At 73.1% G+C, this 24,864-nt stretch carries 17 protein-coding genes and 1 pseudogene; 6 read left to right on the forward strand and 12 right to left on the reverse strand.

All coding sequences use genetic code 11. The annotated features are described in order from the left end of the window. Window positions 1–67: 67 nt before the first annotated feature. Window positions 68–700: a GNAT family N-acetyltransferase gene (locus ACFYXA_RS29280; RefSeq protein WP_389038478.1), complete on the reverse strand. Its 633-nt coding sequence runs from the start codon at window positions 698–700 to the stop codon at window positions 68–70. Between the two features lie 425 nt (window positions 701–1,125). After that, window positions 1,126–2,031, reverse strand: a pseudogene (locus ACFYXA_RS29285) (EamA family transporter); the annotation flags it as partial. 95 nt (window positions 2,032–2,126) lie between these two features. Here ACFYXA_RS29285 and ACFYXA_RS29290 point away from each other — a divergent pair. Further along, on the forward strand, window positions 2,127–3,038 hold the full coding sequence (locus tag ACFYXA_RS29290; protein WP_352249762.1) for a LysR family transcriptional regulator: 912 nt from the start codon (window positions 2,127–2,129) through the stop codon (window positions 3,036–3,038). A gap of 879 nt (window positions 3,039–3,917) precedes the next feature. Beyond that, the gene (locus ACFYXA_RS29295) at window positions 3,918–5,705 is read left to right on the forward strand and encodes a glycoside hydrolase family 3 protein (protein WP_389038482.1); all 1,788 of its coding nucleotides are present in this window, start codon (window positions 3,918–3,920) and stop codon (window positions 5,703–5,705) included. Between the two features lie 43 nt (window positions 5,706–5,748). Here ACFYXA_RS29295 and ACFYXA_RS29300 read toward each other — a convergent pair whose 3' ends face one another. From ACFYXA_RS29300 to ACFYXA_RS29315, 4 genes are all read right to left on the reverse strand, one after another. After that, window positions 5,749–7,173: a S28 family serine protease gene (locus tag ACFYXA_RS29300; RefSeq protein WP_352249758.1), complete on the reverse strand. Its 1,425-nt coding sequence runs from the start codon at window positions 7,171–7,173 to the stop codon at window positions 5,749–5,751. 104 nt (window positions 7,174–7,277) lie between these two features. Then, window positions 7,278–7,679 carry a hypothetical protein gene (locus tag ACFYXA_RS29305; RefSeq protein ID WP_352249756.1) on the reverse strand — a complete coding sequence of 134 codons (402 nt, stop codon included), beginning with the start codon at window positions 7,677–7,679 and terminating at the stop codon, window positions 7,278–7,280. Window positions 7,680–7,848: 169 nt separating this feature from the next. Next, window positions 7,849–11,562 carry an ABC transporter ATP-binding protein gene (locus ACFYXA_RS29310; protein WP_389038487.1) on the reverse strand — a complete coding sequence of 1,238 codons (3,714 nt, stop codon included), beginning with the start codon at window positions 11,560–11,562 and terminating at the stop codon, window positions 7,849–7,851. A 105-nt stretch (window positions 11,563–11,667) separates the two neighbouring features. Beyond that, window positions 11,668–12,522: a serine hydrolase gene (locus tag ACFYXA_RS29315; protein ID WP_352249752.1), complete on the reverse strand. Its 855-nt coding sequence runs from the start codon at window positions 12,520–12,522 to the stop codon at window positions 11,668–11,670. A 180-nt stretch (window positions 12,523–12,702) separates the two neighbouring features. Between ACFYXA_RS29315 and ACFYXA_RS29320 the strand changes: the two genes are divergently transcribed. After that, window positions 12,703–15,081 carry an ArnT family glycosyltransferase gene (locus tag ACFYXA_RS29320; RefSeq protein WP_389038490.1) on the forward strand — a complete coding sequence of 793 codons (2,379 nt, stop codon included), beginning with the start codon at window positions 12,703–12,705 and terminating at the stop codon, window positions 15,079–15,081. Window positions 15,082–15,289: 208 nt separating this feature from the next. Then, window positions 15,290–16,099, forward strand: coding sequence for an endonuclease (locus ACFYXA_RS29325; protein WP_352249748.1), 810 nt, complete (start codon window positions 15,290–15,292; stop codon window positions 16,097–16,099). 27 nt (window positions 16,100–16,126) lie between these two features. Here the strand turns inward: ACFYXA_RS29325 and ACFYXA_RS29330 are convergent, their stop codons facing one another. After that, window positions 16,127–17,812 carry a thiamine pyrophosphate-binding protein gene (locus ACFYXA_RS29330; protein WP_389038494.1) on the reverse strand — a complete coding sequence of 562 codons (1,686 nt, stop codon included), beginning with the start codon at window positions 17,810–17,812 and terminating at the stop codon, window positions 16,127–16,129. Then, window positions 17,809–18,777, reverse strand: a complete 969-nt coding sequence (gene speB / locus ACFYXA_RS29335) for an agmatinase (protein ID WP_352249744.1) — start codon at window positions 18,775–18,777, stop codon at window positions 17,809–17,811. The genes ACFYXA_RS29330 and speB overlap by 4 nt, the downstream gene beginning before the upstream one ends. A 176-nt stretch (window positions 18,778–18,953) precedes the next feature. Here speB and ACFYXA_RS29340 point away from each other — a divergent pair, with 176 nt between their 5' ends. Together ACFYXA_RS29340 and ACFYXA_RS29345 are read left to right on the forward strand one after the other, a co-directional pair. Continuing rightward, window positions 18,954–20,453, forward strand: coding sequence for a PucR family transcriptional regulator ligand-binding domain-containing protein (locus tag ACFYXA_RS29340; protein ID WP_389038498.1), 1,500 nt, complete (start codon window positions 18,954–18,956; stop codon window positions 20,451–20,453). A 92-nt stretch (window positions 20,454–20,545) separates the two neighbouring features. Continuing rightward, on the forward strand, window positions 20,546–21,334 hold the full coding sequence (locus tag ACFYXA_RS29345) for a phosphatase (RefSeq protein WP_389038501.1): 789 nt from the start codon (window positions 20,546–20,548) through the stop codon (window positions 21,332–21,334). Window positions 21,335–21,349: 15 nt separating this feature from the next. Here the strand turns inward: ACFYXA_RS29345 and ACFYXA_RS29350 are convergent, their stop codons facing one another. From ACFYXA_RS29350 to ACFYXA_RS29365, 4 genes are all read right to left on the reverse strand, one after another. After that, entirely contained in the window at window positions 21,350–21,637 is a 288-nt protein-coding gene (locus ACFYXA_RS29350; RefSeq protein ID WP_352249738.1) for a hypothetical protein, read from the reverse strand. 305 nt (window positions 21,638–21,942) lie between these two features. Then, window positions 21,943–22,809 carry an acyl-CoA thioesterase II gene (locus tag ACFYXA_RS29355; protein WP_352249736.1) on the reverse strand — a complete coding sequence of 289 codons (867 nt, stop codon included), beginning with the start codon at window positions 22,807–22,809 and terminating at the stop codon, window positions 21,943–21,945. A gap of 35 nt (window positions 22,810–22,844) precedes the next feature. After that, complete coding sequence (locus ACFYXA_RS29360; RefSeq protein WP_130436650.1) at window positions 22,845–24,002, reverse strand: acyl-CoA dehydrogenase family protein; 1,158 nt, start codon at window positions 24,000–24,002, stop codon at window positions 22,845–22,847. Between the two features lie 187 nt (window positions 24,003–24,189). Further along, on the reverse strand, window positions 24,190–24,792 hold the full coding sequence (locus tag ACFYXA_RS29365; protein WP_389038506.1) for a TetR/AcrR family transcriptional regulator: 603 nt from the start codon (window positions 24,790–24,792) through the stop codon (window positions 24,190–24,192). Window positions 24,793–24,864: the final 72 nt, after the last annotated feature.

Raw genomic sequence — 24,864 nt, forward strand, 5'->3', positions numbered from 1 at the left:
GCCGCCGCTCCGGCGGGCCCTTGAGCCCGTCCCCGGGAAGCTCGGCGTAGGACCGTGGCGGCCGGTGTCACCTCGTCCGTGACCGGAACCTCGCCACCCGTTCCTCCAGCCGGACGCGCCGCTCGGGCCATTCCTCCGCCGTGATCGAGAAGACCGCCGTGTCGCGCAGGCGGCCGTCCTCGCCGGGGGCCCAGGAACGGGACCAGTTGCGCAGGACGCCCTCGAAGCGGGCGCCCACGCTCTCGATGGCCGCCCGGGAACGGCTGTTGCGGGCGTCCGACTTGAGGTCGACCCGTGAGACGCCCCACGCCTCGAAGGCGTGCCGGAAGAGGAGGAACTTGGCCTCGGCGTTGACGCCGGTGCCCTGCGCCGAGCCCGCCAGCCAGGTGAACCCGATCTCCACGGCGTCCAGGCGGTCCTCGTCCAGCCAGGAGCGCGGCTCCCAGTACGACGTGGCGCCGACCGCCCGGCCCGTGGCGAGCGAGATCTGGGCGTACGGCGCGAGCCGGCCCGTCGCCGCGCGGGCGAGCTGCGCGTCGACGTAGTCGCCGACCTCGTCGGCCCTCGGGACCCACGTGTACGCGTACGTCCCCCGGTTCTCCTCCGCCGCCACCGCCAGCTCGTCGGCGTGCCTGTGCTCCAGCGGCTCCAGGCGCACGAGCGCGCCCTCGAGAACCGGCCCCTCCAGTCGGAAACTCACCCGGCGATGTCCTTCCGCGGCTGTACGAGCGTGTCGTCGCGTCCGGGGGAAGTCTCCCGGACGCGACGGGGGTCGTCGAACGGGTTTCCGGAGTGCACCGGGATCGAGGCCGGGGCGTCGGCCGGAACCGGGGCCGGGGCCGAGGCCGGAGCCGAGACCAGGGCCGGGGCCGAGGCCGGAGCCGAGGCCGGGACCGGAGCCGAGACCGAAGCCGGAGCCGAGACCAGGGCCGGAGCCGGCACCGAGACCGAAGCCGGAGCCGGAGCCGGAGCCGAGACCAGCGCCGGAGCCGAGACCAGGGCCGGAGCCGGGACCGAAGCCGAGGCCGGAGCCGGGACCGGGACCGAGGCCGGTGACCGCTGGTCAGGCGGCATGACGGAAGCTGACAGGGTCCCCGGCTCCCTCAGCTTCCCGAACTCACCCGGCTCCCCCGGCGTCCCCGACGGCGTCCCCGGCACCCCCGTCGCCTTCCCGCGCCTCGCCGGTGCGAGTGACGTCAGTGCCACTCCGCCCACCAGCAGCGCCGCCGCGCACCCTCGCAGGCCGCTCACCGGTTCGCCCAGGATCACCGCCGCCGCGCTCATGCCGAAGACGGGGACCAGGAGGGAGAACGGGGCCACCATGGATGCCGGGTGGCGGTGCAGGAGCCAGCCCCACGCGCCGAAGCCGAAGACTGTCGATACCCACGCGACGAAGGCGATCGTGCCCACGCCCTGCCAGTCCAGCGTGCGCAGCGCCTCCCAGTCCCGGGACGGGCCTTCCGTCAGGAAGGACAGGCCCAGCAGCGGCAGGACGGGAACGGTGCTGACCCACACCATGAAGTTCAGGGCGTCCGGCGGGGAGGCCTTGCGGGTGAGGACGTTAGACGCGCCCCAGCACGCCGCCGCCGCCACGACCAGCGCGAAGGCGCCGAGCGGGCCCGTGGAGCCCTCGTCCACGGCGGCCACGGCGATGCCCGCGAGGGCCACGGCCATGCCCAACACCCGCAGCGGGGTGGGGCGTTCACCGAGGACGACCGCGGCGATGCCCGCCGTGAACACCGCCTGTATCTGGAGGACCAGGGAGGTCAGTCCGGCCGGCATTCCCGCGTCCATCCCGACGAACACGAGCCCGAACTTCGCGACCCCGAGCACCAGGCCCACCGCGACGATCCACTTCCACGCCGTCCTGGGGCGGCCCACGAAGAACACGGCGGGCAGCGCGGCCACGAGGAAGCGCAGGGCGGAGAAGAGGAGCGGCGGGAAGTGGTCCAGGCCGATTTCGATGACGGTGAAGTTCACGCCCCAGACGGCTGCGACCAGGACGGCGAGGGCGAGATGGGCGGGAGGCAGGCGCATGCCTCGAGGATCTCCCCGCGTGACTGTGAAGCACCAGCGAAGTCTGCTGCATGATGGGATGAAGCAACGCTTACGTGAGGAGCCCCTTCGTGCTCGACCTCCAGCGCCTGCGGGCACTGCACGCCGTCGCGGTGCACGGCACCGTCGGCGGCGCGGCCGCCGCGCTCGGCTACACGCCGTCGGCCGTGTCCCAGCAGATCGCCAAGCTGGAGCGGGAGACCCGGACCACTCTGCTGGAACGGGAGGGGCGCGGCGTCCGCCTCACCGACGAGGCGCTTCAACTCGCTTCGACGGCACAGGAGTTGCTGACGATCATCGAGCGGGCGGAGACCGGTCTTGAGGAGCGCAGGGGTGTTCCGGCGGGGCGGCTGAGCGTGGCCGCGTTCGCGTCGGCGGCGCGCGGTCTGATGCCCGCCGTGCTGGCCGACCTCGCGGACCGGCATCCGGCGCTGGACGCCCGTCTCACCGAGGTCGACCCGGACCTGTCCGTGGACCTGGTCGCGAAGGGCGCCGTCGACCTCGTCGTCGCCCACGACTGGGACATCGCGCCGCTGCCCGCCCCGGCGGGGGTGGAGCAGGCGGTGATCGGGGACGACCTGTGCGACCTGCTGGTTCCCGAGGGGCACCCGTTCGCCGGGCGGAGCGCCGTCCGCCGGGAGGAGCTGGGCGGCGAGCGGTGGATCTGCCAGCCGCCGGGCCGGGTCTGCCACGACTGGCTGCTGCGCACGCTGCGCGCCGCTGGGCACGAGCCGGATCTCGTCCACCAGGCCGAGGAGAACCCGACCCTGGTCGCCCTGGTCGCCGCCGGCCTCGGTGTCGCCCTCATCCCGCGGCTGGGGCGCGGGCCGCTGCCGGCGGGGGTGGTGGAGGTGCCGCTCGACCCTATGCCGGTGAGGCGGCTGTACGCGCTGTGGCGCACGGGCGCGGCGCGCCGCCCGGCGATCGCGGAGACGGTACGGACCCTGCGGGAACACTGGCCGAGGGTGGCGGCCACCCACTGACCCACCCGGCGGGGCGCACGAGCCCCTGACGGAAGGCCACGGCCGCCGTGCCGACTGGTCCCGGCCGGTCGGGCAGGCCGGACCGGGCCCGCGCCGAGCCGGGCCACGCCGGGCCAGCCCGGAGGCCACGGCCGCCGCGCCGAGCCGGGCCACCCCGGAGGCCACGGCCGCCGTGCCGACTGATCCCGACCGGTCGGGCCAGGCCGGATCCAGCCGTGCAGGACCGCCGGGCGGAGCCGGACCAGGCCGGAGGGCAAAGCCGCCGTGCCGACTGGTCCCGGCCGGTCGGGCAGGCCGGACCGGGCCCGCGCCGAGCCGGGCCGCACCGCGCCGAGCCGGGCCACGCCGGGCCAGCCCGGAGGCCACGGCCGCCGTGCCGACCGGTCCCGGCCGGTCGGGCCAGGCCGGTCGGGCCAGGCCGGATCCAGCCGTGCAGGACTGAGCCGTACCGAGCCCGGGAACGGCGCCCGGCCGGAGGCGCGGGCCGCCACACCGAGCCGAGCCGAGCCGGGCCGGGCCGAGCCGGGCCGGGCCGAGCCGGGCCGAGCCGCACCGAGCCGAGCCGAGCCGCACCGAGCCGAGCCGCACCGAGCCGCACCGAGCCGAGCCGCACCGGGCCGAGCCGGACCGAGCCCGGCCGAGCCAGGTGACAGCGCCCGGCCGGAGGCGCGGGCCGCCACACCAGGTCGGGCGGGACCGAGCCGTACCGTCCCGGGTCCGCAGCGCCCCGCCATCGGCGCGCCCCGCCATCGGCGCGCCCCGCCCTCGGCGCGCCCCCTCCAATGCGCCGATGGCGGCCCCGCCGCGGGTACCGTGCGCCACCGGAAGCCCCGCCCGGCCCCCGGCCGGATCCCCCGCCGGTCCCCGCAAGGAGCGCACATGCCCTCCCGACGTACCGTTCTCGCCGCCACCGCCGGTCTCACCGCGGCCCTCTCCCTCAGCGGCACCGCCCGCGCCGACGACCGCCGCCTGCGCGCGCTGATCGCGCGTATGTCCGTCGAGGAGAAGGCCGGCCAGCTCTTCGTCACCCGGGTGTACGGCCACTCGGCGACCGACCCGGACCCCGCCGACGCCGAGGCCAACCTGCGCGAGCTGGGCGTGCGCAGCGCCGCCGAGCTGATCGACCGTTACCACGTCGGCGGGATCATCTACTTCACCTGGGCCCACAACACCCGCGACCCGCTCCAGACCGCCGACCTCTCCAACGGGATCCAGCGGGCCTCGCTGCGGCGGCCGCGCGGGCTGCCGGTGCTGATCTCCACCGACCAGGAGCACGGGATCGTCGCCCGTGTCGGCGCTCCGGCCACCCTGTTCCCGGGGGCGATGGCGGTCGGCGCCGGCGGTTCCCGCGCCGACGCCCGTACGCTCGGGCGGATCGCGGGCCGGGAACTGCGCGCGATGGGCATCCGGCAGAACTACTCCCCCGTGGCCGACGTGAACGTCGACCCGGCCAACCCGGTGATCGGGGTGCGCTCGTTCGGGGCCGTCCCGGAGGCGGTGGCCGGGTTCGTCGACGCGGAGATCAGGGGCTACCGGTCGGCCGGGGTCGCGGCGACCGCGAAGCACTTCCCGGGGCACGGCGACACCGCCGTCGACAGCCACTTCGGCTTCCCCGTCGTCACGCACAGCCGTCAGGTGTGGGAGGAGCTGGACGCCGTGCCGTTCCGGGCGGCGATCGCGGCCGGCGTCGACTCGATCATGACCGCGCATCTGCTGATGCCGGCGCTGGACTCGGCCGGCGGCGACCCGGCCACCCTCTCGCGGCCCGTCGTCACCGGTCTGCTGCGTGAACGCCTCGGCTACGACGGGGTCGTGGTGACCGACGCCCTGGACATGGCGGGCGTGCGCACGAAGTACGGCGACGACCGGGTCCCCGTGCTGGCGCTCAAGGCGGGCGTCGACCAGCTCCTCAACCCGCCGAGGCTGGACGTCGCCTTCGACGCCGTGGTGAAGGCCGTGCGGGAGGGGGAGCTGACGCGGGCGCGGCTCGACGAGTCGGTCCTGCGGATCCTGCGGCTGAAGTCGAGGCTGGGCCTGTTCGCGGACCCGTACGTCAGCCGGGCCGGTGTGCGGCGGACGGTGGGCGCGCGGGCGCATCTCGCGGCGGCGGACCGGATCGCCGAGCGGACGACGACGCTGCTGGTGAACGAGGGCCCGCTGCTGCCGCTGTCGCCCCGCAGGCACCGCCGGCTGCTGGTGGTGGGCGCCGATCCGGCCTCCCCGACGGGGACCACGGGCCCGCCGACCTCCGTGCTCGCGGCCGCCTTCGGCGAGTTGGGCTTCACGGCGACCGCCCTGTCCACGGGGACGGCCCCGTCCGACGCCGTCATCGAACGGGCGGTGGCGCGGGCGGGCGAGGCCGACGCGGTGGTGGCGGCGACGTACGAGGTCACCGCGGACAGCGCGCAGCGGACTCTGGTGGAGCGGCTGCTTGCGACCGGGCGGCCGACGGTCGCGGTCGCCGTCCGCAACCCGTACGACGTGGCGCAACTGCCGAGGGTGCGAGCCTACTTGGCGGCCTACTCCTGGACCGACGTCGAACTGCGCGCCGCGGCCAGGGTGATCGCCGGAGTCGTGCCGCCGCACGGGCGGCTGCCGGTGCCGGTGCGGCGCGCCGACGATCCGACGCGCACGCTGTACCCGGTCGGCCACGGCCTGACCTGCTGACCTCGGGGCGCCGCACCCGTGTGGCGCGGCGCCCGAGGCGGTGTCACGGACGCAGGGCGGGCTCCCGCTCCACGTCGCGCACGTCCAGCTTGGCGTCGAACCTGGCCAGCGGCTTGGCCTGCGTGGCGTCGGCCTTGACGGCGGCCGGGGCGACGCCCGCCCACTCGAGGATGCGGGCAGTGGCGAGGGCCTTCTCGTCGGCGACCAGTCCGGCGACGTTCGCGCCGTGGTTCATGCCGGGCGCGGTGAAGACGTAGGAGTCCTTCGAGCCGGGCCCGAGGCGGAACGGCTCAGCGCCCCACGGGTCGTTCTGGCCGTAGACGAAGAGCATGTGGCGGGCGTGGTGGCGGACCCAGGCGTCGACGTCCCCCATGGCGAACTGCTGGAAGCGCATCGGGATGTCCCGGGGGACGAAGTTGCGCGGGGGCTGGTAGCCGTAGCGGATGTAGCGGCGCTCGATGTGCGGGAAGCGGATGGTGGGCGCGCCGAGCTGGGTGCCCGCCTGGTAGTAGTACGGCGTGTACGCCGCGAGGCCCTGGTCGGCGTAGGCGGAGAACCCGGAGATCGTGTCGATGGAGGTCCAGATCTCTTCGTCCGTCGCGGACTTGGCGTCGGCGGGGATGGAGTCGCAGTCCGACAGCAGGCTGTACTGCCAGAAGCCCCACACGTAGTCGAGGACGACGGCCTCGTAGGCGCGGTCCAGGCCGCCGATGGTGTCGAAGGTCAGGCCCTCGGTCGCGGCGTACTCGGTGTACCGCTTCTCCAGCGGCTCGCGGCGCACCAGCGCCTCGCGCTGGACGGCGTTCAGGCGGTCGCGGCACTCCTTGGTGCCGACCTTGGCGAAGAAGCGGTCGTAGGCCGAATCCTCGTCGTTCACCACGTCGTTGGGGGCGACGTAGGCGACCACGCCGTCCATGTCACGCGGGTAGAAGCGCTCGTAGTAGGTGGCCGTCATGCCGCCCTTGGAGCCGCCGGTGGAGATCCAGTTCTTCGGGTAGACGGCCTTGAGGGCCGTGAAGATGCGGTGCTGGTCGCTCGCGGCCTGCCAGATGTCCAGCTTGGACCAGTCGGCGGGCTCGGGGCGGGACGGGGTGAAGAAGCGGTACTCCATGGAGACCTGGTTGCCGTCCACGATCTGCGTGGGCTCGCGGCGGCCGGGGTTGGTGGAGACGCTGTAGCCGCCGGTGTAGAAGACCGTGGGCCGGCTGACGTCCTTGTGCAGCACGGTGATCCGCTGCTGGAACGTGCCCTTTGCGGGGTCCCGGTGGTCCACCGGCTGGGTGAAGTTCAGTACGAAGTAACGGTAGCCCGGGTACGGCTTCTCCTGGATCAGGCTGACGCCCGGTATGGAGAGCAGCCGGTCTTTAATGTCTGTGGCTTCCGGCTGTGCGGCGGTGGCCGCGTGGGCCGTGCTCACCATGCCTATGAGCACGGTGAACGCCAGCAGCCATCTGAGCGCCTTGCGCATGCGCGTGCACCCTTCCCTGTGAGTCGGATGTGCCGGAAGCTATCGGAGCAACACCCTTCACACCAGAGGGGGTTGGGCGGAGACGCCCGCAACGCCCGTATCTGTCAGGAGCGGAACCAGCCGGAACTGCCCGAGCCGGCGCCGACGGAGCCCCTGACCAGCACCCAGCGATGGCCGGCGTAGACGTCGACCGGTCCGATCCGGGCGGTCCGGTCGCCGGTCAGCTGCCGGGGCCGGTGGCCGCGCGCCTGGAGGCTGATCGACATCCTCTTGTTCGTGCCGGGACGTTTCTGCACGGTGTAGGCGCAGACCATGCCGCGGTTGTTGTAGACGTGCACCGAGCCGGTGGAGAACGTCACGGTCCGCACCTTCCGGCCGGCGCAGGGCGCGGCCGCGGCGGCCTCGGCGCTGCCCGGCGTGAGCAGCCCGATGAGGACCGAGGCGACGAGCACGGCCAGTGCGGTCAGTGCGGCTGTCGGCCGCCCATGTGTCTCACCAAGGTCCACGGTCCGCGCCTCCCGCTCCGCCGCCATCGTCGTACAGACATACGACGGCACTGGTGTGCCGCCGTACTGATGTACGGACGCACCGGGCGGGGTGAACGGTTGCCCCGCCGCGGCACGGGACGCGGCGGGACAGGACGCGGCGGAACAGGTGGGACGGCCGCGGCCGCCGTCAGCTGGACGTGGTGACCGGCTCCCCGACGAAGGTCCGCCACAGCGCCGCGTACCGTCCGCCGCGCGCGAGCAGTTCCTCGTGGGCGCCGTCCTCGACGACCCTGCCGTGGTCCAACACGACCACCCGGTCCGCGCGCGCCGCCGTGGTCAGCCGGTGGGCGACCACGAGCGTGGTACGGCGGCCGGCGAGCCGGTCGGTGGCCTGGTTGACCTGGGCCTCCGTCGCGAGGTCCAGGGCGGCCGTCGCCTCGTCCAGCAGCAGCACGTCGGGGTCGACGAGTTCGGCGCGGGCCAGCGCGATCAACTGCCGTTGCCCGGCTGACAGGTTGCGGCCCCGCTCGGCGACCTCGTGCAGATAGCCGCCGTCCAGCGTGGCGATCATCTCGTGCGCGCCGACGGCCCGCGCCGCCGCCTCCACCTCGGCGTCGCCGGCGTCCGGCCGGCCGTAGGCGATGGCGTCGCGGACCGTGCCGGGGAAGAGGTAGGCCTCCTGCGGGACGACGCCGAGCCGGTGGCGGTAGGAGGTGAGGTCGAGGGAACGCAGGTCCGTGCCGTCGACCAGCACCCGGCCCGAGGTCGGGTCGTAGAACCGGGCCACCAGCTTGACCAGCGTCGACTTGCCCGCGCCGGTCTCGCCGACGAAGGCCACGGTCTGCCCGGCGGGGATCCTCAAGTCGATCCCGGTCAGGGCCTCTTCGGGGTCGTCGGCGGGGCCGTAGCGGAAGTGCACGTCCTCGAAGGCGATCTCGCCGCGCAGCGACAGCACCTGGAGCGGCTCGTCGGCGGACTTCGTGGACGCCGGCTCGCGCAGCAGCTCCTGGATGCGGCCGAGCGAGACGGTGGCCTGCTGGTAGCCGTCGAAGACCTGGGAGAGCTGCTGCACGGGGGCGAAGAACAGGTCGATGTAGAGGAGGTAGGCGACCAGGGCGCCCGTGGTGAGCGTCGCGTCGTCGATCCGGCCCGCGCCGACCACCAGGACGGCCGCCGCGGCGGCCGACGACAGGAACTGCACGAACGGGAAGTACACCGAGATCATCCACTGGCCGCGGATACGCGCCCGGCGGTAGTCGTCGCTGCGCTCCGCGAACCGCGCGGCGCCGTCCCGCTCACGCCGGAACGCCTGCACGATCCGCAGCCCGGCCACCGACTCCTGGAGGTCGGCGTTGACCAGCGCGACCCGCTCGCGGGCGAGTTCGTAGGCCTTCACGCTGGCCCGGCGGAAGAAGTACGTGGCGACGACCAGCGGCGGCAGGGTCGCGAACACGACGAGCGCGAGCTCCGCGTCCAGCACCAGCAGGGCGACCATGATGCCGAAGAACGTGACGACGGAGACGAACGCGGTGACCAGGCCCGTCTGCAGGAACGTCGACAGCGCGTCCACGTCGGTGGTCATCCGCGTCATGATCCGGCCGGTCAACTCCCGCTCGTAGTAGTCGAGCCCGAGCCGCTGGAGCTGGGAGAAGATCTTCAGGCGCAGCGCGTACAGGACCCGCTCGCCGGTGCGGCCGGTCATCCGGATCTCACCGCTCTGCGCGGCCCACTGGGCGAGGACGGCGCACAGGGCGAGCAGCGAGGCCGCCCACACCGCGCCCAGCGCCGCCCGGCCGACCCCGTCGTCGATGCCGTGCCGGATCGTCACCGGCAGCAGCAGGCCCATGCCGGCGTCCACGGCGACCAGGCCGAGGCTGATCAGCAGGGGCCGCCCGAAGCCGCGCAGCAGCCGGCGCAGGCCGTAGGAGTCCTCGGGGGTGACCGCGCGGGACTCGTCGACTTCGGGGACATCGGTCGCCGGCGGGAGCGCCTCCACCTGGGCGAGCAGCTCGGGCGTGGCCGGGGTGCCGTCGAGCGCGGCGTCCCGGGGGGTGCGCTCGCCCGTCCACAGCCGGGGGGTGAGGCCCCGCTCGGCGTCGAACTCGGCGTCGAGCTCCTCGCGCACCGACGTGTCCTCGCGGGGCGGGGCGGGGTGGGTGTGGCCCGGGGAGACGCCGCCGAGCTCGTCGGGGTCGGTGAGGAGGCGGCGGTAGAGCGCGGAGCGTTTCTGCAGTTCCTCGTGGGTGCCGAGGTCGGCGAGCCGGCCGTCGTCGAGGACGGCGATGCGGTCCGCGAGGTTCAGCGTGGAGCGGCGGTGGGCGATGAGGAGGGTCGTGCGGCCCGCCATGACGTGCTTGAGCGCCTCGTGGATCTCGTGCTCGACCTGGGCGTCCACGGCGGAGGTGGCGTCGTCCAGGACGAGCAGGCGCGGGTCGGTGAGGAGGGCGCGCGCGAGGGCGATCCGCTGGCGCTGGCCGCCGGACAGGGTCAGGCCGTGCTCGCCGACCTTGGTGGCGTAGCCGTCGGGCAGCTCGTCGATGAACCGGTCGGCGCGCGCCGCGTGGGCGGCGGCCCTGATCTCGTCGTCGGTGGCGTCGGGACGGCCGTAGGCGATGTTGGCGCGAACGGTGTCGGAGAAGAGGAACGAGTCCTCGGGGACCAGGCCGATCGCGGCGCGCAGCGAGTCGAGGGTGAGCTCGCGCACGTCGTGGCCGCCGACGAGGACGGCGCCCCGGGTGACGTCGTAGAAGCGCGGCAGCAGCAGGGAGACGGTCGACTTGCCGGAGCCGGAGGAGCCGACGACGGCGAGGGTCTCGCCGGGGCGGATCTCGAAGGTGAGGCCGTCCAGGACGGGGCGCCCGTCCTCGTAGGCGAAGGAGACGTCGTCGAACTCGACGGTCGCGGGCGCGTCGGCGGGCAGCTCCTTGACGCCCTCCCGGATCGACGGCTCGGTGTCGATCAGCTCCAGGACCCGTTCGGTGCCGGCGCGGGCCTGCTGGCCGACGGTGAGGACCACGGCGAGCATGCGGACCGGGCCGACCAGCTGGGCCAGGTAGGTGGAGAAGGCGACGAACGTGCCGAGGGTGATGTGCCCGCGCACGGCGAGCCAGCCGCCGAGGGCGAGCATCGCGACCTGGCCGAGGGCGGGGACGGCCTGGAGGGCCGGGGTGTAGCGGGCGTTCAGGCGGATCGTGCGGAGCCGGCCCGCGAAGAGCCTGCGGCCGACCTCCCTGAGCTTCCCGGTCTCCTGCTCCTCCTGCCCGAAGCCCTTCACCACGCGCACCCCGCTGACCGCCCCGTCGACCACGCCGGCCACGGCCGCCGCCTGGGCCTGCGCGTACCAGGTCGCGGGGTGGAGCCTGCGGCGGCTGCGCCGGGCGATCCACCACAGGGCGGGGGCGACGGCCAGCGCGACGAGGGTGAGCGGCGGGGACAGCCATGCCATGACGGCGAGGGAGATCAGGAAGAGCAGGACGTTCCCGATGGTCATCGGGAGCATGAAGAGCAGACTCTGGATGAGCTGGAGGTCGCTGGTGGCGCGGCCGACGACCTGCCCGGTGGACAGCTCGTCCTGCCGCCGCCCGTCGAGCCGGGCGATCGTCGCGAACATCTCCGTGCGCAGGTCGTGCTGGACGTCGAGGGCGAGCCGGCCGCCGTAGTAGCGGCGGACGTAGGTGAGGCCGTAGACGAGGACCGCGGCGGCGACCAGGGCGCCCGCCCAGGGGGCCATGGAGCGGGTGTGGCCGCCGATGACGTCGTCGATGATCACCTTGGTGATCAGCGGGACGACGGCCATCACGGCCATGCCGGCGAGCGACGAGACGAGCGCCAGGACGACGTCCGCCGGATGGCGCCACGCGTAGCTCGCCAGTCTCCTCGCCCATCCCCGTTGCGGTTCCACGCGGTGCCCTCCGGTCGTCCTGATCTACCGGAAGGCACCAACGCCGAGGGAAGCGGATTTCATCCCTCCGTCACATTCCGGCCCACGACCGAGCGGGGCGGGGGCTCAGGAGGCCGCGAGATCCCGGTGGATGACCTTGGCGACGCCCTGGATGGTGGCGATGCCGTAGTTCATCGTGCTGTTGCCTTGGGTGAGCACGGTGATCTGGTAGTCGTGGCCGCCGCCCTTGAAGGCGCCCACGCTGTGCACGCGCCAGCCGTTGGTGGCCCGGGACAGCCAGCCGTTCTTCACCTGGAGGGTGACGTTCGCGGGCTTGCCGTACGGCGTCCCCCAGCGCTGGCTCGCCACGACCTGGCCCATGAGCCGGAGGACGTAGGCGCGGGAGGAGTCGAGGAGCACCGTGTTCTTGGCGGTGAGCAGCCCGAGCAGCTTCTGCTCGTCGGTGACGGTGATCTGGGTGAGGCCCCAGTAGCCGTTCGCGCCCGGCTTGGTCTGCGTCATCTTCGCGGCGGCGAGGAAGCCCTTGATCTTGGTCAGGCCGAGCTGGTTCCACAGGGCGGTGGTGGAGGCGTTGTCCGACTTGGTGATCATGGCCGTGGCGAGGGTCCGCTCACGGGCGGTCAGGCCCCGCCTGGTCTTCTGCGCGTCCCACAGCAGGGCGGACAGGACCGTGACCTTGACCACGCTGGCGGAGTCGAAGGCGGTGGAGGCGCGCAGCGTGCAGGTGGTGTTGGTGCTGCGGTCGTAGAGGCCCACGGCGACGGTGCCGGCGCGGCCCGCGAGCGCGGCGGTGATGTCGTTCTTGAGTTTGGCGGCGAGTCCCGCCTTGGCCGAGGTGCAGCTGACGGCGGGGGGAGCGGCCGCGGCGGGTGAGGCGGCGGCCACCCCTGTGACGAGGACGCCCACGCCGATCGTGGTGGCGAGCAGTCTCCTCGTGCGTCTGAATGTCCGGTGAGTCATGCGGGGTTGACACACGAGTTCGGCGAAAAGTTGTACGAGTGGGGGGTCTTGGCGTTCGAAGGGCTCGGGGCCCGCGAAGGGCGGGCGTCTTGAGGCCGTCACCGGGGCCCGAGTGCCTTCACAGGAGACGGCCAGGTCCGGCACAGCGGCCACCCACGACCGGCGTACAGCATGCGAAAGGTGACCTCAGCCACCGATCCCCTCCCCCAGCCGACCGCCTCCCCCGACCGGCCCGCGACGGCCACGTCGCCGCCCGCGCCGACGTCGTCAGCCGCGCCGGCGCCACCGGGGCGGGCGCCGCGCTGGTCGCTCCCCGCACTGCTCGCGATCCTCGCCCTGGCGGCGGCGCTGTACTCCTGGAACCTCTCGGGCTCGTCCCTCAACAGCTTCTACAGCGCCGCCGTGCTGAGCGGCACACAGAGCTGGAAGGCCTGGTTCTTCGGCTCGTTGGACGCGGGGAACTTCATGACCGTCGACAAGCCGCCCTTCGCCCTGATGGTGATGGGCCTGTCCTGCCGGCTGTTCGGCTTCGGCACCTGGCAGATGATGCTGCCGCTGATCCTGGCGGCCCTCGCCACCATTTGGATCGTGCACTCCTCCGTGAAGCGGGTGTGGGGCCACGGCGCGGCGGCCCTCGCCGCGCTGGTGCTCGCGCTGACCCCGATCACCGTCGCCATCAACCGCGACAACAACCCCGACACGCTCCTGGTGTTCCTGATGGCGGGCGGCGCGGCGCTGGCCCTGCGGGCCGTGCGCGACGGCAGGCTGCTGCCGCTCGTCGGCTCGGCGGTGTGCTTCGGACTGGCCTTCAACACCAAGATGCTCCAGGGCTACATCGCGCTGCCCGCCGTCTTCGCGGTCTACCTGTACGCGGCCAGGCCGGCGCCGGTGAGGCGGATCGTCAACCTGCTGGTCGCGGGGGTGGCGCTGGCCGTGTCCAGCTTCTGGTGGGCGGCGGCCGTGTCCCTGGTCCCGGCCGACGAGCGGCCCTACATCGGCGGCTCCACCGACGGCAGCGCCTGGAACCTGATCATGGGCTACAACGGTCTCGGCCGGATCTTCGGCGGCGAGGGCAACGGCGGGGGCGGAGGCGGGGGCGGCGGTGGCGGAGGCGGTGGCTTCTCCGGGGCCGCCGGCATCGGCCGGCTGTTCAACGACGTCCTCGGCGGGCAGATCTCCTGGCTGCTCCCCTTCTCGGCCATCGCCCTCGTCGCCGGCCTCGTCCTGTGCGGCCGTGCGCCGCGCACCGACCTCACCCGCGCCGCGCTGCTGCTGTGGGGCGGCTGGACGCTGCTGCACTACCTGACGTTCGCCCTGGCCGAGGGCACCATGCACCCGTACTACACGACCGCGCTCGCCCCCGGCATCGCGGCCCTGTGCGGGGGCGGCGGCGCGATGCTGCTGCGCGCGTTCCGCGCCGACCGGCGCTGGGCGTGGGTGCTGCCGCTCGCGCTGGGCGTCACCGCCGTCTGGGCGATCGTGCTGCTGCGCCGGGCGTCCGGCTGGAACACCTGGCTGTGGCCGTCCGTGGGCGTGGTCATGACGCTGGCGGTCGTGGGCCTGTTCGTGTTCCGTTCCGGCGCCCGGGCGCGGCTGCTGGCCGTCTCGGTGGCGGCGGCGGTCGTCGCGGCGGTGGCGGGCCCGGCGGCGTACGCCTGGTCGGTGCCGGCGGGCACGAGCGGCGGCATGGGCGGCGTCAACCCGACGGCCGGTCCGACCACGGGCAACGGCGGCTTCGGGGGCGGCCCCGGTGGCGGTGGCGGCCGGGGCGGGTTCCCCGGCGGCGGCCAGGGCGGGGCTCCGAACGGCGCCCAGCGCGGCGGCCAGGACGGGGCTCAGGCCGACGGGCAGGGTGACGGTCAGGCCGATGCGCAGGCCGGCGGCTTCCCCGGCGGGGGCGAACTGCCGGGCGGCGGAGCGGCCGGCGGCACGCCTCCCTCCGGCGCGGGCACGGGCGGCGGAACGGCCCCAGGCGGGATGCCTCAAGGCGGAACGGCCCAAGGCGGAACGTCGCGAGGCGGAACGTCGCGAGGCGGAACGTCGCGAGGCGGAATGGCCCCAGGCGGGATGGGCGGCGCGAGCAGCGAGCTCATCGCGTACCTGAAGAAGAACCAGGACGGCGCCAAGTGGCTGTTGGCGGTGTCCAGTTCGCAGAGCGCGGCGCAGCTCGTCCTCAGCAGCGGCGAGCCGGTGATCTCGATGTGGGGCTGGTCCGGCAGTGACAACGCGATGACTCTGGCCAAGCTCAAGGAGCTGGTGAAGAAGGGCGAGTTGCACTACGTCCAGCTCGGCGGCGATGGGGGTGCCCCCACGCGAGCGAATTCGAGCGTGGGGGAGGGCGGCGGCCCCGGTGGCGGCTCCACAGCGAGTTCCGAGGTGACCGCGTGGGTGCAGAAGAACGGGACGGCGGTGAACGAGAGCGAGTACAGCTCCGCTTCGGCGACGCAGAAGTCGACTTCGGGCGCCACATCCGAGAACGCGAACTCCTCCGATTCCAGCTCGGGCAGCGACTCCAACTCCTCGACGATCTACCGCCTGGACGCCTCCGACGTGAGCTGACATCCCGTCACCACGTCACCGACGGCCCCCGCTCGACCGAGCCGGGGGCCGTCCTCGCACCCCCGTCGCGATCAACTCGCGTAGACAAAACCTGACTTGCCGCTTTCCGTCATCCACTCGACACGTCGGATTCATTTACAAGGCCGCATGTGCATGTCACTCTCCCGATTGCCGCCTCCCCTCAACCCGCGTAGATCGGACACCCCACATGCTGGCTACGACGACCCGCTCACGCCGGTGGAAGACGGTGGCCCTCGCCACCTCCGCCGTCCTGGTCGGTCTCACCGCCCCCGCCCTGACCGCGACCCCCGCCGCGGCCACCACCACCGCCTACGACCAGACGTACTACAAGAACGCGATCGGCAAGTCCGGGACGAGCCTGAAGTCGGCCCTGCACACGATCATCACCCCGCAGACGAAGATCTCGTACTCCGCGGTCTGGAACGCGCTGAAGGTCACCGACCAGGACCCGAACAACAGCAACAACGTGATCCTGCTGTACAGCGGCGTCTCGCGCAGCAAGTCCCTCAACGGCGGCGACCTCGGCGACTGGAACCGCGAGCACACCTGGGCCAAGTCCCACGGCGACTTCGGCGAGGTGACCGGTCCCGGCACCGACCTGCACCACCTGCGCGCGGCCGACGTCCAGGTCAACAGCATCCGCGGCAACAAGGACTTCGACAACGGCGGCAGCGCGGTCAGCGGCGGAGGCGGCAGCCTCACGGACTCCGACTCCTTCGAGCCGCGCGACGCGGACAAGGGCGACGTGGCCCGCATGATCCTCTACATGGCCGTGCGCTACGACGGCGGCGACGGCTTCGCCGACCTCGAGCCGAACGAGAAGGTCAACAACGGCAGCAACCCCTACATGGGCAAGCTGTCCGTCCTCAAGCAGTGGAACGAGCAGGACCCGCCGAGCGCCTTCGAGGAGCGCCGCAACCAGGTCGTCTACGACACCTACCAGAAGAACCGCAACCCGTTCATCGACCACCCGGAATGGGTCGAGGCCATCTGGTAGCCGAGGCCGTCCGGTAGGGATGCGCCGTCAGCCCAGGTGTGTCGGCTCGAACATGCGCAGGACCGCGGGGAGCACGACCACCGACGGGCCCGGGGCCGCGAGGGCCCGCGCCAGGTCGGCTCGCAGGGTCTCCGGGGTCGTGCGCGTGGCCGGCACGCCGAAGGACTCCGCCAGGGCGACGAAGTCCGGGCCGGTCAGCTCGGTCGCCGTGGCCCGGCCGAACGCGTCGGTCATGTACTCGCGCAGGATGCCGTAGCCGCCGTCGTCCACGATCAGCCAGGTCACGGGCAGGTCGTGCTGCCGCGCGGTCGCCAGCTCGGCGATCGAGTACATCGCGCCGCCGTCGCCCGACACCGCCAGCACCGGGCGGGTCGGGTCGGCGGCCGCCGCGCCGAGCGCCGCCGGAAAGGCGTAGCCGAGGCCGCCCGCGCCCTGGGCGGAATGCATGAGGTTGGGCCCCTTGGCGTCGAACGCCGACCAGGCCCAGTACGCGAGGATCGTCATGTCCCAGAAGGACGGGGAGTCGGCCGGGAGCGCCCCGCGCACCGACGCCAGCACCTCCTGCTCCAGGGTGAGTTCCTGGGCGGCGATGCGGTCGGCGACCTTCGCGAGGAGGACGCGGACCCGCTCCGGGGCGGCAGGGTCCCGGCGCTCGTCCACCGTCTCCAGCAGCGCCTGGAGCGCCAGGCGGGCGTCCGCGTGGATGCCCAGTGCGGGGTGGTTCGCCTCCAGCTTGCCGAGGTCCGCCTCGATCTGGATCACCCGGCCCCGGGGCGCGAACGTGTGGTAGTTGGACGACAGTTCGCCCAGGCCCGAGCCGACCACCAGCAGGACGTCCGCGTCCTCCAGGAAGTCGGTGGTGTGGCGGTCCTCCAGCCAGGACCTCAGGGAGAGGGGATGGGTCCAGGGGAAGGCGCCCTTGCCGCCGAAGGTCGTCACCACGGGCGCGTCCAGCCGTTCCGCGAGCTTGCGCAGCTTGCCCGAGGCGTCCGCCCGGATCACCCCGCCGCCCGCGATGATCGCCGGGCGCTCGGCGCGGGAGAGCAGGTCGGCTGCCACGGCGGTGAGTTCGGGGCGCGGGGGCAGCTCCTCGGGGAAGGCGTCCCCGACCGTCACCGCCGGGAGCGGCGTCGCCGCCGACAGGACGTCCTGCGGGATCTCCACCCACACCGGGCCGTGCGGGGCCGTCAGCGCGGACTTCCAGGCCGCCTCGATCGCGGACGGGATCTGGGACTGGGCGCGGACGGTGCGGACGGACTTGACGATGCCCCTGAACGACGCCGCCTGGTCGGGGAGTTCGTGCAGATGGCCGCGACGGCCGCCGCCCAGCCCCGCCGTCGGCACCTGGCTGCAGATCGCCAGCACGGGCGCGCTGGCCGCCGCCGCCTCCTGGAGCGCGGCGAGCGACGTCAGGGCGCCCGGGCCCGTCGACAGCAGCAGCGGCGCCGCCTCGCCGGTGACACGGCCGTACGCGTCCGCGGCGAAGCCCGCGTTGTTCTCCACCCGCAGGCCGACGTACCGCAGGTCGGAGCGGCGCAGCGCGTCGAACACGCCGAGGGCGTGCTGGCCCGGCAGGCCGAAGACGGTCGTCGCGCCGAGCCCGGCCAGCGTCTCCACGACCAGGTCTCCGCCGGTGCGGCCGGGCGGAGAATTCAGCGCGGCCTCCGTCTGGGCGGCGGTCGGGCGGAGCACCAGGTCGTGGTCGTGTGTCACTTCGCGCGGGCCTCGGCAATCTGGCGGGACATGATCGTGGTCAGCTCGTACGCCGTGTGGGACGCGGCCACCGACGTGATCTCCGCGTGATCGTACGCGGGCGCCACCTCGACGACGTCCGCGGAGACCAGGTTGCAGGACGCCAGGCCGCGCAGGATCTCCAGCAGCTCGCGGGAGGTCATGCCGCCGGCCTCGGGCGTGCCGGTTCCGGGCGCGTGGGCCGGGTCCAGGCAGTCGATGTCGATGGAGATGTACAGCGGCCGGTCGCCGATGCGCTGGCGCAGCTGGTCGGCGACCTCGTCGGCGCCGCGCCGGTAGACGTCCGCCGAGGTGACGATGCCGAAGCCCATCTTCTGGTCGTCGGTGAGGTCCTGCTTGCCGTAGAGCGGGCCTCGGGTGCCGACGTGGGAGAGCGCCTCGGTGTCGAGGATGCCCTCCTCGACCGCCCGGCGGAACGGCGTGCCGTGGGTGTACTCGGCGCCGAAGTAGGTGTCCCAGGTGTCGAGGTGGGCGTCGAAGTGGAGCAGCGCGACCGGGCCGTGCTTCTTGGCGACCGAGCGCAGCAGCGGCAGGGCGATGGTGTGGTCGCCGCCGAGGGTCATCAGGCGGGCGCCGGTGCCGAGCAGGTCGTCGGCGGCCGCCTCGACGGTCTCGACGGCCTCGTGGATGTCGAAGGGGTTCACCGCGATGTCGCCGCCGTCCGCGACCTGCGCGAGGGCGAACGGGGAGGCGTCCTGCGCCGGGTTGTAGGGCCTGAGCAGCCGGGAGGCCTCGCGGATGGCGTTGCCGCCGAAGCGGGCGCCCGGCCGGTAGGAGACGCCCGAGTCGAACGGCACGCCGACGACGGCGACGTCCGCACGGCCGACCTCGTCGAGGCGGGGCAGCCGGGCGAAGGTCGCGGGACCGGCGTACCGGGGGATCCGCGAGGAGTCGACCGGGCCGCGCGGCGTCTCGTTGCTGCTCATGAAGTGCCTTCTTTCCTACGCGTCGCCGCGTATGTACTGCTCTGTACCGCTGATGACGACTGTACTGGGGGCCACGACCGGGTCGGACACGAGTTCGGGCCGCGGTGCGCGTGCCGACCCTAGGTGGCCGCGACGAGGCCCGGAAGTGTACGTTTCCTCCACTCCCAGTACTCGACATGAACGGATTGCACACCGTGCCCGATCCCGCGGTCCCGCCCACTCCGCCGGTGCCGCTCGCCGCCCTGCTGGCCCGCGAGGACCTGGGCCTGCGGCAGATCGCCGGGCCGTCCGGGCCCGGCCTGGCCGTCCACTGGGCGCACACCTCGGAGATGGCGGACCCGTACCCGTACCTGCTGGGCGGTGAGCTGCTGCTGACGGCGGGGGTGCACATCCCGGAGGCTGCGGGCCCGGAGGAGCACGTTGACGCGTACGTCGCCCGGGTCGTCGCCGCGGGCGGGGCCGCGCTCGGTTTCGGGCTGGCCCCGGTGCACGACAGGGTGCCGCCCGCGCTGGTCGCGGCCTGCGACGCGCACGGGCTGCCGCTGCTGGAGGTGCCGCCGCAGACCACGTTCTCCGGGGTCGCCCGCGCCGTCTGGCAGCTGATGGCCGAGGCCCGGCATGCCGAACTGCGCCGGGTGGCGAAGGCGCAGCAGAGCCTCGCCGCCGCGGCGTCCCGCCCGGACCCCGTCCCCTCGGTCCTGCGGCAGCTGGCCCGGCGCGTGGGCGGCTGGGCGGTGCTGTACCGGCCCGAGGGCGTCCAGCTCGCGGCGGCGGGGCGGGAGCCGGGGAGCGGGACGCGGGAGGCGCTGGCGGAGCTCGCGCGGGCCGTCGTCGCGCGGGGCTCCGCCACCGCCAGCGACACCGCCCCGGACGGCGACCGTCTCACCGCGTACGCACTGGGTACGGGGCGCGGTCTCGTGCTCGGGGTGGCCGCCTCGCGACGTGAGCCCGGCGACCACACCGTCGTCTCCGTCGCCGCCGTGCTGCTGTCGCTCCTGACCGCCGGGCACCGGACCGCCACGGGGGCGGCCCACTCCTCGGCCCTCGTGCGCCTCCTCCTGGGCGCCGCCCCCGAGGAGGTGGCCCCGCTGCTGGGCGGTGGGCGGTGGCGGGTGGTGCACGGGCGGCCGCAGGGCCGGGCGCCGGACGCCATGGCCGCGTCGGCGCTGGGGGCCGCGCTCGGGTCGGCGCTGGTCGACTCCGGAGAACGAGCCGAGGAGGGGGCCGGGGACGGGATCGTACGCGTGCTCGTGCCGGCCGGGCGGGAGCCGGTCGCGCAGGAGGGGTGGACGCTCGGGGTGAGCGCCGCCGTGGAGCCCGGCGAGTGGGCGCTCGCCGACGTCCAGGCGGCCCGCGCCCTGGCCCGCGCCCACGCGACGCGCACCCCGCTGGTCCGGCACGGCGCCCGCTCCGCGCTCACCGACCTGGTCCCGGCCGACGACGCCGAGGCGCACGCCCGCGCCCTCCTCGCGCCGCTCGCCGGCGCCCCGGCGCTCACCGAGACCCTGCGCACCTGGCTCTCCTTGCACGGCAGTTGGGACCGGACGGCGACCGCGCTGTCCGTGCACCGCAACACCGTCCGCCAGCGGATGGCCCGCTGCGCCGCCCTCCTGGCCGTCGACCTGAACGACCCGGACGTGCGCATGGAACTGTGGTTCGCGCTGAAGCGCGGGTAGGGCCCCTCGTGAGACTGACGAGGCGGGCGGTCACCGCCTCATGACGGCGATCACCGCCTCATGACGGCGGCGGCTGCCTCACAATGAGGAGCATGCCGATACCCGGGACTCCCAGTCGCGACGAGCTCGTCGCCCATCTCGTCCGAACCCGTATCGCGGGGGACGTCGCCACGCCGCGCGAGAACAACCTCTCCCACTACCGCCAGCTCGCGAACGGCGTGCGCAACTACTGGTTCGGGCTGGAGTTCGGCGACCGCTGGACCGACGAGCAGGACGTGCTCGCCGTGATGGCGGAACGGGTCGGCGTCAACGACGACCCCGAGTTCCGCTACGGGCAGGACACCATCGACCCCGAGCTGACCGTGGACGCCCTGGACCGGCTGGCGGGCCGGCTGCGCAAGGCGGCCGAGGACCGCCAGCGCGTGCTGTTCGCCACCGGCCACCCCGGCGGCCTGCTCGACGTGCACCACGCCACCGCGGCGGCCCTGCGCCGGGCCGGCTGCGAGATCGTCGTCATCCCGGACGGGCTGCAGACGGACGAGGGGTACGTCATGCAGTTCGCGGACGTGGCCGTCCTCGAACACGGCGCCTCCCTGTGGCACACCCACTCGGGCGAGCCGATGAAGGCGATCCTGACCGGGCTCGAGCGCGAGGGCCGCCCGCTGCCCGACCTGGTCGTCGCCGACCACGGCTGGGCGGGCTACGCCGGACAGCACGGCGTCGACTCCGTCGGGTACGCCGACTGCAACGACCCCGCGCTGTTCCTCGCCGAGGCGGAGGGCACCGTGCAGGTGACGGTGCCCTTGGACGACCATGTCGTCAGCCCGCGCTACTACGACCCGATGACCGCGTACCTGCTCGCGGCGGCCCGACTGTCGTAGCGTGCGGGGCCGTTGTCAGCGCCTGAAGCCGCCGAAGATGTCCCAGTAAGGGGCGTTCCCGTAGAAGAAGTTGTAGGGGTTGAAGAACGGGTTCAGGCCGTAGAAGCCGCTCACGATGCCGGGGAACCCCCGATCGCAGTTGTCGTACCACCAGTAGCCGTCGTCGCAGTGGCGGCTGTGGTTGCGGTCCAGGGAGGCGGTGGACGCCGACGCGGTGCCCGCCGTGCCCACCGCGATGCCGCCGGCCAGCAGCAGGCCGGCGGCGGACGTCGCGGCGAGACGCCTCACCCGTTGTGCTCGCATGGGAATCACCTTTCGCTCCATCGTCGCCCGCGCGCCCTTCGGAGGAGTTCGACAGGACGCCGGAGGGGTGGATGGCCGCAGCCGCGAACAGACGTCGCGGGAGGGTCCTCCGGATGTCACCGCAGGCGTCGAGGGGGCACGGTGGCGGCCGGCGAGGTCTCGGGGCGATCGCCGGGGGACGCGTTCCGCGTGAAGCGGGAACCGGTCGGCCGGGTGTGCCGCGCGTGCGGCGTTCGGATTTCGAGCCTAGTCGCGGGGCGGTGCCCCGGCATCTCGGAAACCGCCCCGCACGTCCCGCCCGTCCGTCACCGCGGGACCCGGACCACGCCCTCCTGGATCACCGAGACGGCGAGGCGTCCGTCCTGCGTGTAGATGCGGGCCTGACCGAGGCCGCGGCCGCCGTGCGCGGACGGCGACTCCTGGTCGTACAGCAGCCATTCGTCGGCGCGGAACGGGCGGTGGAACCACATCGCGTGGTCCAGCGAGGCGCCGACGACGTCACCGACCGCCCACCCGCCGCGGCCGTGCGCGAGGAGGACGGAGTCCAGGAGCGTCATGTCGGAGACGTAGGTGGCCAGCACGACGTGCAGCAGCGGATCGTCCGCGAGTTTGCCGTTGGTGCGGAACCAGACCTGGCTGTGCGGTTCGCGCGGCTCGCCGAACCTGCCGTACGGCGGCTCGTCGACGTACCGCAGGTCGATGGCCTCGCGGGCCTCCAGGAACTTCTCGACGACGACCGGGTCGAGATGGTCGTAGCCGCGCAGCCGCTCCGCGGAGGTGGGCAGGCTCACCGGGTCGGGCGAGGACGGCGCGGGGGCCTGGTGGTCGAGGCCCTCCTCGTACGTCTGGAAGGACGCGGAGAGGGTGAAGATCGGCCGGCCGTGCTGGACGGCGACCGCGCGCCGGGTGGTGAAGGAGCGGCCGTCGCGGATGCGCTCGACGTTGTAGACGATGGGCGCGCCCGGGTCGCCCATGCGCAGGAAGTACGCGTGCAGGGAGTGGGCGTGCCGGTCCGCGGGGACGGTGCGGCCGGCGGCGACCAGCGCCTGGGCCGCGACCTGCCCGCCGAAGACGCGCGGGACGACGGCGGACCGGGACTGGCCGCGGAAGATGTTCTCCTCGATCTGCTCGAGGTCGAGCAGATCGAGGAGATCCTGAAGTGCCTGGCTCATGGAGTCAGTTGTATCCGCCGGTAGTTGCGTCCGGCTTACAGGCCCATGTCCTTCGCGATGATCGACTTCATGATCTCGCTGGTGCCGCCGTAGATGCGGTTGACGCGGTTGTCCGCGTACAGACGGGCGATCGGGTACTCGTTCATGAAGCCGTAACCGCCGTGCAGCTGGAGGCAGCGGTCGATCACGCGGTGCGCGACCTCGGTGCAGAACAGCTTCGCGGAGGCGGCCTCGGCGGGGGTCAGCTCACCGGCGTCCAGGGCCTCCAGCGAGCGGTCGGCGACGGCCTCGGCGGCGTCCACCTCGGCCTGGCAGGCGGCCAGCTCGAACTTCGTGTTCTGGAACGACGCGACGGTCTTGCCGAAGACGGTGCGCTCCTGCACGTACTGCTTGGCGAACCGGACGGCGGCCTTGGCCTGCGCGTACGCGCCGTAGGCGATGCCCCAGCGCTCGGAGGCCAGGTTGTGGCCGAGGTAGTAGAAGCCCTTGTTCTCCTCGCCGAGGAGGTCCTCGACGGGCACCTTCACGTCGACGAACGCCAGCTCGGCCGTGTCGGAGGTCTTCAGGCCCAGCTTGTCCAGCTTGCGGCCGACGGAGTAGCCCTCCGCCTTGGTGTCCACGACGAAGAGGGAGATGCCGTAGCGGCGGTCCTCGGCGGTCGGCGCGGAGGTGCGGGCGCAGACGATCATGCGGTCGGCGTGGACGCCGCCGGTGATGAAGGTCTTGGCGCCGTTGAGGACGTAGTGCGTGCCGTCCTCGGAGAGCTTGGCGGTGGTGCGCATGCCGGCGAGGTCCGAACCGGTGCCCGGCTCGGTCATCGCGATGGCCCACATCTCCTCGCCGGAGACGAACTTCGGCAGGAAGCGCTTCTTCTGCTCGTCCGTGGCGAGAAGCTTGATGTACGGCAGGCCGAGCAGCACGTGCACGCCGGAGCCGCCGAAGGTGATGCCGGCGCGGGCGGTCTCCTCGTAGAGGATGGCCTCGAACTTGTAGGAGTCGATGCCGGCGCCGCCGTACTCCTCGTCGACGCGGATGCCGAAGACGCCCAGCTCGGCCAGCTTGTAGTAGAAGTCGCGCGGCGCCTGGCCCGCGGCGAGCCACTCGTCGTAGACGGGGACGACCTCGGCCTCGATGAAGGCCCGGAGGGTCTCCCGGAACGCCTCGTGATCCTCGTTGAACACCGTACGGCGCACCGCCGGCCCCTCTCTGCGCCTAAACCGGCGCCGCTCTCGCGGATGTGGTGCTCGCCGTCGGGGTTCTCAATCCATGGTTGCGGCCCCATTGGCTAAGCGCTTGCTCAGGGCAACCGTACCGGCGGGTAGGGAGGGAGTCCAGGGGGGTGTTCGTAACGCTCGTCACTCCTGTGGGGGTGCACGCTCGTCACTCCTGTGGGGGTGCGGCCGACGCGAAGGCGCCGCGGGCCATGCGGTGAAGGAGTTGCGCCGTGGCGGCGCGGCCGGGGAGGGAGCCCGGGCGGCCCAGGTGGGGGGTGGAGTTCAGCAGGCCGAAGACCGAGTGGACCGCCGAGCGGGCCGCGGGCTCGGGCAGGTCGGGGTACACCGCTCGCAGCGCCTCCACCCACAGCTCCACGTACTGCCGCTGGAGCTGGCGGACCAGCTTGCGGTCGCTGTCGCGCAGGCGGTCCAGCTCACGGTCGTGCAGGGTGATCAGGGGACGGTCGTCGAGCGCGAAGTCGATGTGCCCCTCGATGAGCGAGTCGAGGACCGCCTCGGCCGGGTCGCCGTCGGCCTCCGCCAGACGGCGCCTGGCGCCGGTCAGCAGCTGCCCGCTGATACCCACCAGCAGCTCCGCCAGCATCGCGTCCTTGCCGGGGAAGTGCCGGTACAGACCGGGGCCGCTGATGCCGACCGCGGCCCCTATCTCGTCCACGCCGACGCCGTGGAACCCGCGCTCGGCGAAGAGGCGCGCGGCCTCCCTGAGGATCTGCTCGCGGCGGGTGGGGGCGTCGGTTCTGGTGGCCATGAAAACAATTCTAGACATCGAGGTTAGCGCTCGTTAACCTGATGGAAATGGTTAACGCTCATTAACAGTCGA

It is taken from the genome of Streptomyces sp. NPDC002566 (assembly GCF_042889585.1).
Classification (GTDB): Bacteria; Actinomycetota; Actinomycetes; order Streptomycetales; family Streptomycetaceae; genus Streptomyces.